Origin of the sequence: Sulfitobacter sp. M368, assembly GCF_025141875.1 — a bacterium.
In the GTDB taxonomy this organism is placed as follows: domain Bacteria; phylum Pseudomonadota; class Alphaproteobacteria; order Rhodobacterales; family Rhodobacteraceae; genus Sulfitobacter; species Sulfitobacter mediterraneus_A.
This window is the reverse complement of the sequence record NZ_CP081113.1, coordinates 2674971-2688139: the sequence shown is the minus strand read 5'-3', so window position 1 is coordinate 2688139 and position 13169 is coordinate 2674971. Positions and strand designations below refer to the sequence as shown.

The following is a 13169-nucleotide window of genomic DNA, read 5'->3' as shown; positions in this document are numbered from 1 at the left end:
GCTATTCGCCGATGTCCTTCATACGTTCCGCGATATCACCCGCAATGCGCTCATACAGGGCGGCTTGTTTGTCCCTTGGCGTCCCAGGCTTTGGGTTTCTTCGACGGATGCGTTTGGCGAGCCAGAAGAGCAACCTCGCGGCGGGGTCATCCAGTTTTTCCGGTACAGGAACTGGATAGTTTTCTTCGAGGAGGGCAACGACCTCAGCATTCATGCTGCGATGGTTGGCCTCGGCCGCGAGGCGTATTCGATCGCGCAGGCCGTCGGGTAGCCGCACGATGAATTTATCCTGATTCTGAGAGCTTTGTTCCGGCATGGTGGCACTGTGCCATAAAAAGCGATTGACGCAATAGTGGCTAAGTGCCACTAACGGGATGTGGTTTCAACCTGGAGGCGTTTCATGAACAGTCGTAAACCAATGCAACTTCGGCTTCCGCAAGAGCTCAAAGAGTGGATCAAGGCGGAGTCCGATCGCAATGGAAATTCCCAAAATTCGGAAGTGATCCGCGCCATTCGCGCGGCGAAAGACAGGCGGTCCAAGTTCGGATCAGTTGGAAATATCACTATAGATCAGAGTGATAGCGCGCGTTGTTAACAAGTAAGAGAGGTGCCGATACGATGACTAAAGCAAGTATGCAGACAAAAGCGAAACAGGCAGCCTCCGCCTTCATCCGCGAGGCGCGGGAGGCAGGTTGGCAGCGCGCAAAATTTGAGATCAAGCCTGATGGCAGTGTCATCGTCGATGCCAACATGGTCGCGCCAGAGGCGGCAGACGACTTTCTCAACAGTGACCTGAGAATGGGCGAATGACTCGCAAAAGCTTGCCCAAATACGTCTACAATGACCGGGGGTATCTCCGGTTTATCCGGCGTTCACGCGGTATCTCGGTCATGATGCACGAGGAAGCGGGCACCCCGGAATTTTGGGAACACTACAATCGCCTGCTGAAGGGAAAACCAGCGCCAGCGCCGGTGAAGCGAAATTTTGAGGCGTTGATTCTTAGCTACTACGAGAGCGACGCCTATAAGAAACTGAAGCCTCGGACGAGATCCGATTATCGGCGGTACATCAGCCACATTCGTGAAATATGGGCCGACAAAGACCCGGCCAGGATCGAAACCCATCACATCTATGAATTGCACCGCGCAAATGCGGATCATTGGCGGCAAGCCAACTATCTCGTTCAGGTCATGGTCGTATTGATGAACCACGCACGATTGATTGGCTTCATCAAGAAGGAGCACGGCAATCCGGCGAAAGGCATACCGCTATTCAAGCAGCAGAGCGACGGCTGGGAGCCGTGGCCAGATGATGTTCGGGCCGAGTTCGAAGCGCTTGCTTCAAAGAGGGCGCGGCTGGTTTACGAGCTTTGCGTTGGTACAGGCCAACGAATTGGCGATGTCGTGAAGATGAAATGGGAGCACTTTTCCGATGAAGGATTCGATTTTACGCAGGGCAAAACCGACAAGCCGCTTTGGATCCCGCTCACCGACCGCCTGAAAGCCCATCTCGACGGGCTCGCACGAACGGGCGGCACTGTTGTGACCGACGCCAAGGGTCAATCAGTGAGCTACCGGATCGTTGCGGAGGAAATGCGCACCATCAAAAAGAAGATGAAGCACGAGAAGGCGAGCTACTACAAAACGCACGGGCTGAGGAAAAATGCGACGATCGAGCTGTATCTGGCTGGTTGTGATGACGAAATGGTCAAGGCGGTCACCGGCCATTCAGGCGTCGAGATGCTGAAAAAATACGGTGGGCCGATCCGGCAAAGGGAGCTCGCCAAGCGCGCTCAAGAGGCAAGAAATCAAATGGAACGAAGCAAGACCGAAACGTGAAAGTTTCAACGGTTGTTTCAAAAATGGCAGTGAAGGAGAGTGAGGATGACGCAAGTCATTGATTTTATTGGAGGCGAGTACCGGAATCGAACCGGTGTACACGGATTTGCAATCCGCTGCGTAACCACTCCGCCAACTCGCCGCCTGTGGTCGTGGCACTGCTAACGGATCATTTAAGCGGCTGCAAGATGCGACTTGCGGGAAAGTGCATGCTAGCCGTTGCTGACAGCCCCGCGATGTGGCACATCTGTTTGAGAAGAATCTGAACGTATGAGTTTAGCTGATGAGTGATTTCACTGCCCGCCGCACAATGATGGTCGATACACAGGTCCGTCCATCCGATGTGACCAAATTTCCAATCATTGACGCCATGTTGACGGTACCGCGCGAGGACTTTGTGCCAGCGGCCCGGCGCGAGGCGGCTTACCTGGGCGAGAACCTGGATTTGGGGCAGGGGCGGGTTCTGTTGGAGCCGCGCACTTTGGCGAAAATGCTGGATGCCCTGGCGATCGGGAACAGGGAAATGGTGCTCGATCTGGGGTGCGGCATGGGATACTCGGCCGCCGTTATCGCCCACATGGCCGAGGCCGTTGTCGCCGTCGAGGAAGATGAATCCATGGCTGCCGAGGCGCAGGAAGCCCTGACCGCAGCAGGTGCGGACAATGTGATTATGCATGTCGGCCCGATTGCCGAAGGTGTGGCGCAGCATGGGCCATATGATGTGATTGTGGTCGAAGGCGGCGTCGCCACCTTGCCTGATGCGATTTTGGACCAACTCAAGGATGGTGGCCGCATTGCCTGTCTATTTATGGAAGGGCAATTGGGCGAGGTTCGGATTGGCTACAAGCGCGGCGATCAGGTGAGCTGGCGCATGGCGTTCAACGCGGCAGCCCCTGTGTTGCCTGGGTTTGAAAAAACGGCTGAATTCCAGCTTTGAATTTCGGGCACCTGTCAGGTGCCGATTGTATTGAAATAGTAAGAGGCGTTCGAAATGCGGTCTGCAAAAACATCGTTCAAATCGCGATTGCTGGGCGGGGTTCTGGCGGTTGCTGCCGGATTTGCAGTGCCGCAGGCGGTCACGGCAGAAACGCTCGCGGATGCGCTTGTCGGAGCCTACAAACACTCCGGCTTGCTGGAGCAGAACCGTGCCCTGCTGCGGGCCGCTGACGAGGATGTCGCCATCGCCGGATCGGCGCTCAAGCCGGTTGTCCGTTGGACTGCCGCCGCCACGCAGAGCTTTGGCCAGGTGCGCACTGCCGCCACGGGCGGCGCTGTTGCGAATGACGATTTGACCGCGTCGCTGAACCTGATTGCAGAATTGCTGATCTACGACGGTGGTGCACGGAAATTCCGCGTTGAGGCCACCAAGGAAACGGTTCTGGCGACCCGCGATGCGCTGGTGAATGTAGAGCAGCAGGTGCTTTTGCGGGCCATCGCCGCCTATATGGGCGTGCTGGAAGCTTCTGAATTTGTAGCTCTTCGCACCAATAACGTCCGACTGCTGACCCAGGAATTGCGCGCCGCCCGCGACCGGTTTGAAGTGGGCGAAGTGACCCGCACCGATGTTGCCCTTGCCGAAGCACAGCTTGCTCAGGCCCGCAGCGGTCTGGCGGGTGCGCAGGGCGACCGGCTTCGCGCGATCGAAGAATATCGCAATGCCGTCGGCCGCAAGCCCGGCCAGTTGCGGGCCGCGCCGCCATTGCCGTCCATCAGCGAAAGCGTTGATGCAGCCAAAGCCTTGGCCGTGCGTGTGCATCCCCTGCTTTTGTCCGCACAGCATCAGGTGGCTGCCGCTGATTTGCTGACCCGCGCTGCCGAAGCGGATATGTCGCCGCAGGTGAGCCTGAACGGGCGGCTTGGCTTGAGCGAAAACCTAAGTTCCAGCGACTTCAACCACAGTGGGTCTGTCGGGATCGAACTGGGACAGACGATCTATCAAGGTGGCCGTCTGTCCGCGGGCGTACGGCAGAACAAAGCCCGCAGCGATGCGCAGCGGGCGAACCTGCATACTGTTCGTCATGATGTGCAACAATCGGTTGGCAACGCCTATGCCAACCTCGCATCGGCCCGCGCACAATTGTCCGCCTCCGAACGCCAGATTCGCGCCGCGCGCATTGCCTTCCGTGGCATCCGCGAAGAGGCCGCCTTGGGCGCACGGACCACGCTGGATGTTCTGGACGCCGAACAATCCTTGCTGGACGCGCAGTCCCTGCAGGTCTCGGCCCGCGCCAACCTTTATGTGGCGGCCTATACATTGCTGTCCGCCACCGGTCGTTTGACGGTCAAGGATCTTAAACTGCCTGTGCAGACCTATGATCCTGCGGCCTATTATAATTTGGTCAAAGACAGCCCGGCCAAACGCTCCAAACAGGGCAAACAGTTGGATAAGGCGCTCAAAGGTATCCTTAAAAACTGACCAATTGTAACCAACCATTGTGAGAATCCGGTGTTCGCGTTAAACTGGCGAGCGAGGAAAGAGTGGTAATGATATGTCCGACCCCGTCACAAATGCCGAGGTAGAAGATGTTTTGTCTTCGATCCGGCGTCTGGTTTCAGAAGACAAACGCCCGATGCAGGCCTTCAAAGAGCCCGAGTCAAAAGAGGCAGAACCAAGCGACCGCTTGGTGCTGACGCCCGCCTTGCGGGTGGCGGATTCCCCGGCTGAGAAAGAAGCTGAACAGAGCGCCGAAGCGCCGCAGTCGGCAGATGAATTTGCGCGAAACCTCCAGCAGATAACTGCCGCAGCAGAGACCGCCCAGGCAGGGACCGAAAGCGCCGGGAAAAACCATGACAGCGCGTCAACGGATGCGGACCTGCACAAATTGTTCGATGACGCGCCATCACACGAAGACAACACTGCGCCGGATCAGGATTACTCAGATGATCCTTACGGTTTTGCAGATGATGCAGATGATGCAGATGATGCAGGCGCTGATGGTGTCGATGATGAACAATCCTGGCTGCGCCGCATGCCGGAAGACGACGAGGCTTCCGAGGGTGATGCTTCCGATGGTAATGACGCGCCCGTGGGCACCGCGTCCCTGACCGCAAAAATCGAGGCGCTGGAAACCGCAATTGGCAATATTTCCGACACCTGGGAACCTGACAGCCCGGGCGAGGATGAATATTCCGGCACCGATGCCCCCGGAATGGCGTGGGAAGACGAGGCGGGCGATCAACCTCAGACCGCCCAGCAGCCAGAGCCATCTCGGGACACTCAAAGTGATCTAACCGCTGTGATGGAAGAAGCTTCGGACGACGAAGAAGACGCATCCCCTGGTATTTTTGCCTCAACACGCCATCACGCGGCGGATGCGCCCGATCGGCCCGAAGCTTCCATGCGTAGTCCAGACGTTCTGCTGACCCCGCCGCCGGTGGAGCAGACCGCCACTGCGGCGGTTGAGGACGATTTTGAATACGGTGCAGACGATCAGGTGATCGACGAAGAGGCACTGCGCGATCTGGTGTCTGAGATTGTCCGTTCAGAATTGCAGGGCGCTTTGGGTGAGCGGATCACCCGCAATGTCCGCAAATTGGTGCGCCGTGAAATTCACCGTGCCTTGACCGCACAGGAAATGGAATAGCGCAGCTTAACGCGCTATTTCGCCAGCCACCGATAGCATCAGATCGACGTCCATGTAACGTTCGACGTGATCGGCCAGCGCATCAAGTGCGGCTTCGACGCCGGCTTCGAACACCACAGATGACGTGCCGCCCAGCTCCTCCAAGAAAGCGGCCCGGAAGGCATCCGAGCTGAAGATCCCATGCATATAGCAGCCCCGCACGCGTCCATCGACACTGGCAGCGCCCTCGGGGCGGCCAGCGAAATCAAGCCACGCACGGCCCGTGTCCGGCCCAGATGTTTCGCCGATGTGGATCTCGTAGCCGTCAAGGGAAGCGCCGCTTTGTGGATGGGTGCCGGACTTCAGCGACAAATGTTTGACCGGCGCCATCACCGTTTCTATGTCCAGATGCCCAAGGCCCGCAACCTCTGACGGGTCGCCCTCAATCCCGTGCGGATCGGCAATGCGCTGGCCCAACATCTGATAGCCGCCGCAGAGGCCAAGAACATGCCCGCCGCGCCGGATATGTGCGGCAAGATCAATATCCCAGCCCTCGGCGCGGAAGGCGGACAGATCGGCGATGGTTGCCTTGCTGCCCACCATCAACACCAGATCTGCATCGGCGGGCAGGGGGCTGCCCGGCATGATCATCCGAAGATCGACGCCCGGCTCTGCGGCCAGCGGATCAAGATCGTCAAAGTTTGAGATGCGCGGCAGACGCGGCACCGCGATCACGATCCCGTCGCCGTGTGATCGGGCCCGCGCGGGCAAGTCCATCACATCCTCGGCGGGCAGGCGGTGCGCCTGATCAAACCACGGGATCACACCCAGCGAGGGCCAGCCGGTGCGCCGGGCGATGTCGTCGCGCCCCGCATCAAACAAGCTGCGGTCACCACGAAACTTATTGACGGCAAAGCCCCGCACCAATGCGTTGTCCTCCGCGTCCAGCACGGCCTGCGTACCGACGATCTGCGCGATCACGCCGCCCCGGTCGATATCGCCCATCAAGATCACCGGGACATGCGCCGCGCGGGCAAAGCCCATGTTGGCAATGTCACCCGCCCTCAGATTGGTCTCGGCGGGGCTTCCGGCCCCTTCGACGATGATCAAATCGCACCCCTCGGCCAGACGATGGAAGGACTGCAACACCGCGGGCATCAGAGCGTTCTTGTTCTTGCCAAAGGCGGCGGCCTCTTGATGTCCGGCAATCTGCCCCTGCACGATCACCTGTGCCCCCGTAGCGGTCTGCGGCTTGAGCAGGATCGGGTTCATATCCGTGTGAGGCGCGACGCCCGCCGCACGGGCCTGCAAGGCCTGCGCCCGGCCAATCTCGCCGCCATCCTCGGTCACGGCGGCGTTGTTGGACATGTTCTGTGGCTTGAAGGGGCGCACAGCCATGCCGCGCCGGGTGCAGGCGCGGACCAGCCCTGCAACAATCATGGATTTGCCGACATTGCTGCCGGTGCCTTGGATCATGATGGCTTTGGTCATGGGGGGCCTTTGTCCGTTTGACCGCAAAATGGCGCAATTCGAACTGGGGCGAAAGAGCGTTGGCGACCAACAAACCGGAAAGAACGGCGCAAAGGCAAAAGGCGGCGCACAAAAACAAAAGACGCAGCCCGAAGGCTACGTCTTTTTGTCAGTCTTATGCGTGGATACCTAGGCCGCTTCGGCCTGCTGTGCGGCATTGCGACGCTCGGATTCTTCGCGCGACAGCGCAACAGAGGTCCGGACACCCTTGCCAACAAAATCCATCAGACCTTCCACAACACGTTCGTTGGGGTCGATACCTGCACAGCTCAATACTTCACGGCCGTCGCGCGAACGCGCCCAGCGTGCAATCTGCTCGGGACCATTGCCATATTTCTTGTCGTCAGCAATAGCGTCGTCCAGCGCAGCCAGTACCACAGCTGCGAAAAGTTTACGGGCACGGTTGCCTTGTTCGTTATTGAAAGCGGTGCCATCAACGAAATCTTTCATCTCGTCGTCCTTTCCATTATTCTTGCTCTTGTCATTTCGGCGTGAAGCCCCTTATGACGGATATCGCGCGATTCGGATACCAATTTTTTGCATAACTCCTATGCATTTGACGCATGCCTGTCCGATTGAGCTACGAGATATCGTTGCCTTGCAGGGGGCGCACCTCCCAGATATAGAGCTGATCATCATTCTATCAACCTTTTGCCTTGGTTTGGACACATGCCTAAAATTAACGGAAATGAGATTCGCCCCGGTAACGTGCTGGAGCATAACGGCGGCCTTTGGGCGGCTGTGAAAGTCGATCACGTCAAGCCCGGCAAGGGCGGCGCGTTTGCCCAGGTCGAGATGCGCAACCTGCGCAACGGCTCAAAACTCAACGAACGTTTCCGGTCTGCGGACAAGGTTGAGAAAGTGCGCCTTGAGCAGAAAGATCAGCAATTTCTCTATGAAGACAGTGGGATGCTGGTTCTGATGGACACCAACACCTATGAGCAAGTGCAGCTTCCTGCCGAGCTTTTGGGTGATCGCCGCCCCTTCCTTCAGGACGGGATGATGGTGGTTGTGGAGTATCACGAGGACGAGGCGTTGAACGCGTCCTTGCCGCAAAAGGTCGTGTGCAAGATCGTCGAGACAGAGCCTGTCGTCAAAGGCCAGACCGCCGCCAATTCATTTAAACCGGCGACATTGGACAACGGCGTGCGCGTCAGCGTGCCGCCGTTCGTGGGTCAGGACGAAGATATCGTCGTGAACACCGAAACGATGGAATACGTTGAACGCGCCTGATTTCACGCTGCGATGACGTGGCGTCATAGCTCGGTCAAAATGGAAAGCCCCGGCATTGCCGGGGCTTTTTCGTATCAATCTTCTGGGTTCTGGTCCCATTGGACCATCGCGTCCCCGGCCTGCATCGGTCCCTTGGCCCGATCAAAGCGCAGATAGGCGATGCCGCGTCCCCCCGACTGGGTAAAGAGTGTGCCGGCAGGCTTGTCTCCCGCCAGGATTTCACTGCCCACCGGCGCCGCACCTTCAACGGCCACTGTGGCCAAGCCCTTGCGCAGCTCGGTTTTGTGCTTCATGCGCGCCGTGACCTCTTGGCCCACGTAGCACCCTTTGCGGAAATCCACGCCATTCAACCGCTCAAACCCAGCCTCAAGGATAAATGTGTCCGGCGTCAGCTCCACCCCGGTTTCCGGCACCAGATGCGCAACGCGCAGCGCCTCCCAGTCAATGCCGCTCTCCGGCTGCGGCGCATCGCGGTAAGCCCGCCAGCCAAGGGCAGGGTGGCGCGGGTCTGCATAACCGTCCGCAGGCACATCGCCCACACCGCGATGTAGATGCAGATCGGTCTGTTCAATTGCGACCTTGGCTCGCAATTTATACATGCCCAACCGCTGCACCAGCATATCGCCAAGCGGTTCTGCCACGTCGAGAAGCACAGCATCGCCATCCCGTACCAAAAAGAAATCGGCCATGTATTTGCCCTGCGGCGTCAGCAATGCGGCGTAAACACCTCCGCCCTTTAACTTGGCAATGTCATTGGTGATCAGCCCCTGCAGAAAATCAGTCGTGTCATCGCCTGTCAGGCGCAGAATACGGCGCGTTGTCATAGGTGTGTCCTTTGGCATTTTGCCATGACATATAGTCTGCAACGCCCCATCAAAAGAGCCAATGATGCCCGCCCCCATTTCCGTGATCATCCCGACCCTGAACGCCGAAGCGGTTTTGCCCCGCTGTCTGGAAAGCCTGATGGAGGGTTTGGAGGCCGGGTTGATCCGTGAATTGGTGATCAGTGATGGCGGGTCCAGCGATGCGACAGGCGCCCTGGCACAGGCTTGGGGCGCCGAAGTGGTGCAGGGGGTCGCGTCACGCGGCGGGCAGTTGCGCCGTGGCTGCGCAGCCGCCAAGGGCGATTGGTTGCTGGTGCTGCACGCCGACAGCCGCCTGTCATCCGGATGGGCCGACGCGGCCGCAAATGCGCTTGGCGCTGCGGATCAGGCCCATTGGTTTCAATTGCGGTTCGACCACGGCGGGTTGCCCGCACGGATCGTCGCCGGATGGGCAAATCTGCGCAGCCGCATGGGGTTGCCCTACGGGGATCAAGGGTTGCTGATCTCCAAGACGCTTTATGATGCGCACGGCGGCTATCAGGACATTCCATTGATGGAAGACGTGGCGCTGGCACGGGCCTTGAAAGGGCGGCTTGCTGGATTGGAGGTGCAGGTCACGACGAGTGCCGAAAAATACCGCCGTCAAGGATGGTTGCGCCGGGGCGGGCGCAATCTGTGGACCTTGCTGCGTTACTTTTCCGGGGCAGACCCCGAAACGCTCGCCGCTGCCTATCGCAGATAGCGGCCTACCCGCTGCCGAACAGGCGTTGCCCCAATCGTTGAATGAACCCCTGTTTGCTGGGCTTGGTGGCGCGGTCCTTGGCGCTGAGCGCGCGCAACCCTTTAACATCGCTGACGGTTTTGCCATCCTGAAATTGCAGGCGATAGAGATCGGCATAGATCCCGCCGCGCGACAACAGCTCATCATGGGTACCTTCGTCCGTCACGCGGCCCCGGTCCATCACGACAATCTTGTCAGCGCTGCGGATCGTGGCAAGGCGGTGGGCGATTACAATGGTGGTGCGCCCCTTCGACAACCGGTCCAGTGCGTCCTGCACAACCTGTTCTGATTGCGCATCCAACGCCGAGGTTGCCTCATCCAGCAACAGCACAGGTGTATCGCGCAGCAAGGCACGTGCGATCACTACCCGCTGACGTTGACCGCCCGACAGGGCCGATCCGCGCGGGCCGACCAAGGTCTCGAGGCCTTTTTCAAGCTTGGGCAGAAAATCCGCGACATGAGCAGCTTTCAAGACCTCCTGCAGCCGCGTTTCGGTGACATCGGTGCGGCCCAGCACGATATTCTCGCGCAGGGTTTCATCAAACAACAGCGCCTCTTGTGTCACCACGGAAAACAGCCCGCGCAGGTCGGTCATCTTCATCTGGTCCACCGCAACGCCGCCAATGCTGACACTGCCGTTTTGTGGGTCGATGAGCCGGGTCAATACGTTGAAAATGGTCGATTTCCCTGCGCCGGAGGCGCCGACCAAAGCCGTGGTCTGCCCGGCCTTTGCGGTCAGGGTCAGACGATCGAGCACCTTGGCCTCACCGTAAGACAGATCCACATCCTTCAGAACGATATCGGTGTTCGTGGTCGGCGCAGCGACAGGGCTGGCCGGATCTTTCAACCGCAGGGGCGCTTCGAGCAACTCGCGAATGCGTTCCAGTGCCGCTGCTGCAACCTGCCACAAGCCGCTGATCCCGCCCAGACGGCGCAGGGGACTAAAGGTGAACCCCATGGCGGTGAAAAAGGTCATAAACTGGCCGATGGTCTTGTCCCCCGAGATGATCTCGGAACCGCCATAAAGGATCACCGCCATGAAGCCGACACCGGACATGATGTCGATCATTCCCGGAATGGCCGAATTGCCAAAGGCGGCGCGGACTTCTGTGCCGATGAATTTGTCAGTCAAATCGCGGTATTGCCGCGCCTGATAGGACTCCAGCGCGTTCAGTTTGACCTGAACAATCCCGTGGAACACCTCATCCAGACGGGTTGCCAGATTGGCACCCAGATCCTTTGCTTCGCGGGACCGGCGGCGCACAAACCGCTGCGCTGCGGCGGCCGGCAGCACCATCACCGGAATGCCGACACAGGCCAGCAGGGCCCAGACCGGATCAATCGATATCGCAACACCCAGAAGCACCATCAACCCGATGAAATCACGCCCCGCGCCGGTGATCACCGCCCGCCAGACATCCCCGACAGAGTTCACATCCGACTGCACCCGCTGGATCAGGAAACCGGGCGGATGCGATTGATGGAACGCGCCGTCCTGTTTCATCATTCGGTCCAGCAGATCGATGCGCATGTCCGCCGCCGTGCGCTGCGCCACGCGGGTCAACAAGACCTTTTGTGACACCCCGGCCACGGCCCGCAGAATGAAAATGCCGATCAAGACCAGCCCGACCCAAAGCAGGGCGTCCTTTTCTCCGGCGACAAAGACCTGATCGAACATCGGCTCCATCAGCCGCGCCAAAGCGCCCAGCGTACTGCCTTCGATGATCATAAAGAACGTGGCCAGCGCCATAAGGCCAATATGCTTTTTCAGATAGTTCTTCCAAAGCCAGCGCAGCAGATCACCGGACGTATAGGTTTGGTCATTCATCCCCGGTCGATCCTTTCGAAACCCTTTGGCCGTTGTACGTAACGCGGCCGATCAGGGCAAGTGTCCGCCATCTGGTTGACGCGGCAAGCAAGCAGCCTAATGTGCGGTTGAAACTCAATAAATTCAGGGTCGCTATGGCACATTCCATCTCATTGGCGCAGGGGCGTCCTTATCTGGCCATCCCCGGCCCGTCGGTCATGCCGGACGCGGTCCTGACCGCTATGCACCGGCCCACACCCAACATCTATGCCGGTGAACTGGTCGAGATGATGCCGGGGCTGATGGAGGATCTGAAAAAGGTCGCCCGAACCAAACACCATGCTGCGATGTATATCGGCAATGGCCATGCCGGCTGGGAGGCCGCGCTGTGCAACGTTATCATGCCCGGCGACAAGGTTTTGGTGCCTGCAACCGGTCATTTTGGCATCAGCTGGGGCGAGATGGCCAAAGCCTTGGGCGCAGAGGTCGAACTGATCAGCTTTGGCCGCAAATCCCCCATGCAGATGGACCGTATTGCAAAGATACTGGAGGCAGATAAAGCGCATGAAATCAAAGCGGTGCTTGGCGTGCATGTCGATACGTCCAGCTCTGTGCGCAATGATCTGGCCGCCCTGCGCCAGGTTATGGATGCGGCGGGACACCCGGCGATCCTGATGGCCGATTGTATTGCCTCCATGGGCTGTGACCGGTTTGAAATGGACGCTTGGGGCGTGGATGTGGCCATAACCGCCAGCCAAAAGGGGTTGATGGTGCCGCCCGGTCTGGCCTTTGTGTTCTTTAATGACCGCGCAGCAGAGGCGCGGACCCGGCTGCCCCGTGTCAGCCGCTATTGGGATTGGACCCAGCGTGCAAACGGGGTGGAGCTTTTTGAATACCATTGCGGGACCGCTCCGACCCAGCATCTTTATGGTCTGCGGGCGGCGTTGGACATGATCCACGACGAAGGGATGGAACATATCTGGCAACGCCATGCCATTCTGGCACAGGCCATTTGGGCTGCTTGCGAGGCCTGGGCGCAAAAAGGCAGTTTCGCTGTCAACATCGCTGACAGGGCGCATCGCAGCCACGCAGTGACCGCGCTGTGCCTCAAGGCGCCGCTGGCCACGGAATTGCGCAATTGGTTGGAACAGAACCTTGGCCTGACGCTTGGCATCGGGCTGGGCATGGCGGCTCCCGGTGATCCGGCCAGGGACGGGTATTTCCGGCTGGGGCATATGGGCCATGTAAACGGCCACATGATCATGGGCATGCTGGGCGGGATCGAGGCGGGTATGTCCGCTCTGAAGATTGAGCGCGGGTCCGGCGCCCTTGAGGCCGCAGCAGCAGTGATAGGCGGGGCCGAATAAAGAGTTTGGAAATTAACCGCGGGCCGCATCAATGCGGCTGATCACCCGGTTGACCGCCCATCCGGTTGCTGCCGCCGCCAGCAACCCCCAAACCACCCAGATCGCCATCAAGATCCATGTCAGATTGATACCAAACATCACCACGCAGGCGGTGGTGTAATTGGGGGCGGCAGGGCGGTCATTGGAATCGCGCATAAGGGGTCCGGTGGCTGACTGCCAAGGAGTA

At 59.0% G+C, this 13169-nt stretch carries 16 protein-coding genes and 1 tRNA gene; 10 read left to right on the top strand and 7 right to left on the bottom strand.

What is annotated here, in order from left to right; genetic code table 11:
- Position 1 precedes the first annotated feature (1 nt).
- Complete coding sequence (locus K3754_RS13450) at positions 2-316, bottom strand: Arc family DNA-binding protein (protein ID WP_259937969.1); 315 nt, start codon at positions 314-316, stop codon at positions 2-4.
- Between the two features lie 84 nt (positions 317-400).
- Between K3754_RS13450 and K3754_RS19885 the strand changes: the two genes are divergently transcribed.
- The 3 genes from K3754_RS19885 to xerC are packed head-to-tail and all read left to right on the top strand — an operon-like array spanning position 401 to position 1838.
- Positions 401-595 (top strand): Arc family DNA-binding protein, encoded by a 195-nt coding sequence (locus K3754_RS19885; RefSeq protein ID WP_409202356.1) that lies wholly within the window; start codon positions 401-403, stop codon positions 593-595.
- Between the two features lie 23 nt (positions 596-618).
- The gene (locus tag K3754_RS13445; RefSeq protein ID WP_259937967.1) at positions 619-810 is read left to right on the top strand and encodes a hypothetical protein; all 192 of its coding nucleotides are present in this window, start codon (positions 619-621) and stop codon (positions 808-810) included.
- Complete coding sequence (xerC, locus tag K3754_RS13440; protein ID WP_259937965.1) at positions 807-1838, top strand: tyrosine recombinase XerC; 1032 nt, start codon at positions 807-809, stop codon at positions 1836-1838. Before K3754_RS13445 ends, xerC begins: the two co-directional genes overlap by 4 nt.
- Positions 1839-1906: 68 nt before the next feature.
- On the opposite strand, the gene K3754_RS13435 is transcribed toward xerC, so the two are convergent.
- Positions 1907-1980 (bottom strand) — tRNA-Cys (locus K3754_RS13435).
- 141 nt (positions 1981-2121) lie between these two features.
- Here K3754_RS13435 and K3754_RS13430 point away from each other — a divergent pair.
- The 3 genes from K3754_RS13430 (at position 2122) to K3754_RS13420 (ending at position 5422) form a co-directional block, all read left to right on the top strand.
- Positions 2122-2775, top strand: a complete 654-nt coding sequence (locus K3754_RS13430; protein WP_203210604.1) for a protein-L-isoaspartate O-methyltransferase — start codon at positions 2122-2124, stop codon at positions 2773-2775.
- 54 nt (positions 2776-2829) lie between these two features.
- The gene (locus tag K3754_RS13425) at positions 2830-4254 is read left to right on the top strand and encodes a TolC family outer membrane protein (RefSeq protein WP_259937958.1); all 1425 of its coding nucleotides are present in this window, start codon (positions 2830-2832) and stop codon (positions 4252-4254) included.
- 73 nt (positions 4255-4327) lie between these two features.
- On the top strand, positions 4328-5422 hold the full coding sequence (locus tag K3754_RS13420) for a hypothetical protein (RefSeq protein WP_259937956.1): 1095 nt from the start codon (positions 4328-4330) through the stop codon (positions 5420-5422).
- A gap of 6 nt (positions 5423-5428) precedes the next feature.
- Here the strand turns inward: K3754_RS13420 and K3754_RS13415 are convergent, their stop codons facing one another.
- Positions 5429-6892: a cobyric acid synthase gene (locus tag K3754_RS13415; RefSeq protein WP_259937954.1), complete on the bottom strand. Its 1464-nt coding sequence runs from the start codon at positions 6890-6892 to the stop codon at positions 5429-5431.
- Positions 6893-6920: 28 nt separating this feature from the next.
- On the opposite strand from K3754_RS13415, the gene K3754_RS13410 reads away from it, so the two are divergent.
- Positions 6921-7064 (top strand): hypothetical protein, encoded by a 144-nt coding sequence (locus tag K3754_RS13410; RefSeq protein WP_203210608.1) that lies wholly within the window; start codon positions 6921-6923, stop codon positions 7062-7064.
- Here K3754_RS13410 and K3754_RS13405 read toward each other — a convergent pair.
- Positions 7061-7381 carry a DUF6280 family protein gene (locus tag K3754_RS13405; protein ID WP_011567985.1) on the bottom strand — a complete coding sequence of 107 codons (321 nt, stop codon included), beginning with the start codon at positions 7379-7381 and terminating at the stop codon, positions 7061-7063. The genes K3754_RS13410 and K3754_RS13405 overlap by 4 nt on opposite strands.
- 219 nt (positions 7382-7600) lie before the next feature.
- Here K3754_RS13405 and efp point away from each other — a divergent pair, with 219 nt between their 5' ends.
- Complete coding sequence (efp, locus tag K3754_RS13400) at positions 7601-8164, top strand: elongation factor P (protein WP_025046677.1); 564 nt, start codon at positions 7601-7603, stop codon at positions 8162-8164.
- Between the two features lie 74 nt (positions 8165-8238).
- Here the strand turns inward: efp and K3754_RS13395 are convergent, their stop codons facing one another.
- Positions 8239-8988 (bottom strand): folate-binding protein YgfZ, encoded by a 750-nt coding sequence (locus K3754_RS13395; RefSeq protein ID WP_259937945.1) that lies wholly within the window; start codon positions 8986-8988, stop codon positions 8239-8241.
- 64 nt (positions 8989-9052) lie between these two features.
- Here K3754_RS13395 and K3754_RS13390 point away from each other — a divergent pair, with 64 nt between their 5' ends.
- Positions 9053-9730 carry a TIGR04283 family arsenosugar biosynthesis glycosyltransferase gene (locus K3754_RS13390; RefSeq protein WP_259937944.1) on the top strand — a complete coding sequence of 226 codons (678 nt, stop codon included), beginning with the start codon at positions 9053-9055 and terminating at the stop codon, positions 9728-9730.
- A gap of 4 nt (positions 9731-9734) precedes the next feature.
- Here the strand turns inward: K3754_RS13390 and K3754_RS13385 are convergent, their stop codons facing one another.
- Positions 9735-11597 (bottom strand): ABC transporter ATP-binding protein, encoded by a 1863-nt coding sequence (locus K3754_RS13385; protein ID WP_259937943.1) that lies wholly within the window; start codon positions 11595-11597, stop codon positions 9735-9737.
- A gap of 134 nt (positions 11598-11731) precedes the next feature.
- Here K3754_RS13385 and K3754_RS13380 point away from each other — a divergent pair, with 134 nt between their 5' ends.
- A complete protein-coding gene (locus tag K3754_RS13380; RefSeq protein WP_259937942.1) occupies positions 11732-12943 on the top strand; it encodes an alanine--glyoxylate aminotransferase family protein in 1212 nt (403 codons plus the stop codon).
- 12 nt (positions 12944-12955) lie between these two features.
- Here K3754_RS13380 and K3754_RS13375 read toward each other — a convergent pair whose 3' ends face one another.
- Positions 12956-13138 carry a hypothetical protein gene (locus K3754_RS13375; RefSeq protein WP_259937941.1) on the bottom strand — a complete coding sequence of 61 codons (183 nt, stop codon included), beginning with the start codon at positions 13136-13138 and terminating at the stop codon, positions 12956-12958.
- Positions 13139-13169: the final 31 nt, after the last annotated feature.

Coding starts and splice junctions, on each gene's coding strand:
- K3754_RS13450 (WP_259937969.1), bottom strand. CDS start 316: ATGCCGGAACAAAGCTCTCAGAATCAGGATAAATTCATCGTGCGGCTA.
- K3754_RS19885 (WP_409202356.1), top strand. CDS start 401: ATGAACAGTCGTAAACCAATGCAACTTCGGCTTCCGCAAGAGCTCAAA.
- K3754_RS13445 (WP_259937967.1), top strand. CDS start 619: ATGACTAAAGCAAGTATGCAGACAAAAGCGAAACAGGCAGCCTCCGCC.
- xerC (WP_259937965.1), top strand. CDS start 807: ATGACTCGCAAAAGCTTGCCCAAATACGTCTACAATGACCGGGGGTAT.
- K3754_RS13430 (WP_203210604.1), top strand. CDS start 2,122: ATGAGTGATTTCACTGCCCGCCGCACAATGATGGTCGATACACAGGTC.
- K3754_RS13425 (WP_259937958.1), top strand. CDS start 2,830: ATGCGGTCTGCAAAAACATCGTTCAAATCGCGATTGCTGGGCGGGGTT.
- K3754_RS13420 (WP_259937956.1), top strand. CDS start 4,328: ATGTCCGACCCCGTCACAAATGCCGAGGTAGAAGATGTTTTGTCTTCG.
- K3754_RS13415 (WP_259937954.1), bottom strand. CDS start 6,892: ATGACCAAAGCCATCATGATCCAAGGCACCGGCAGCAATGTCGGCAAA.
- K3754_RS13410 (WP_203210608.1), top strand. CDS start 6,921: ATGGCGCAATTCGAACTGGGGCGAAAGAGCGTTGGCGACCAACAAACC.
- K3754_RS13405 (WP_011567985.1), bottom strand. CDS start 7,381: ATGAAAGATTTCGTTGATGGCACCGCTTTCAATAACGAACAAGGCAAC.
- efp (WP_025046677.1), top strand. CDS start 7,601: ATGCCTAAAATTAACGGAAATGAGATTCGCCCCGGTAACGTGCTGGAG.
- K3754_RS13395 (WP_259937945.1), bottom strand. CDS start 8,988: ATGACAACGCGCCGTATTCTGCGCCTGACAGGCGATGACACGACTGAT.
- K3754_RS13390 (WP_259937944.1), top strand. CDS start 9,053: ATGCCCGCCCCCATTTCCGTGATCATCCCGACCCTGAACGCCGAAGCG.
- K3754_RS13385 (WP_259937943.1), bottom strand. CDS start 11,597: ATGAATGACCAAACCTATACGTCCGGTGATCTGCTGCGCTGGCTTTGG.
- K3754_RS13380 (WP_259937942.1), top strand. CDS start 11,732: ATGGCACATTCCATCTCATTGGCGCAGGGGCGTCCTTATCTGGCCATC.
- K3754_RS13375 (WP_259937941.1), bottom strand. CDS start 13,138: ATGCGCGATTCCAATGACCGCCCTGCCGCCCCCAATTACACCACCGCC.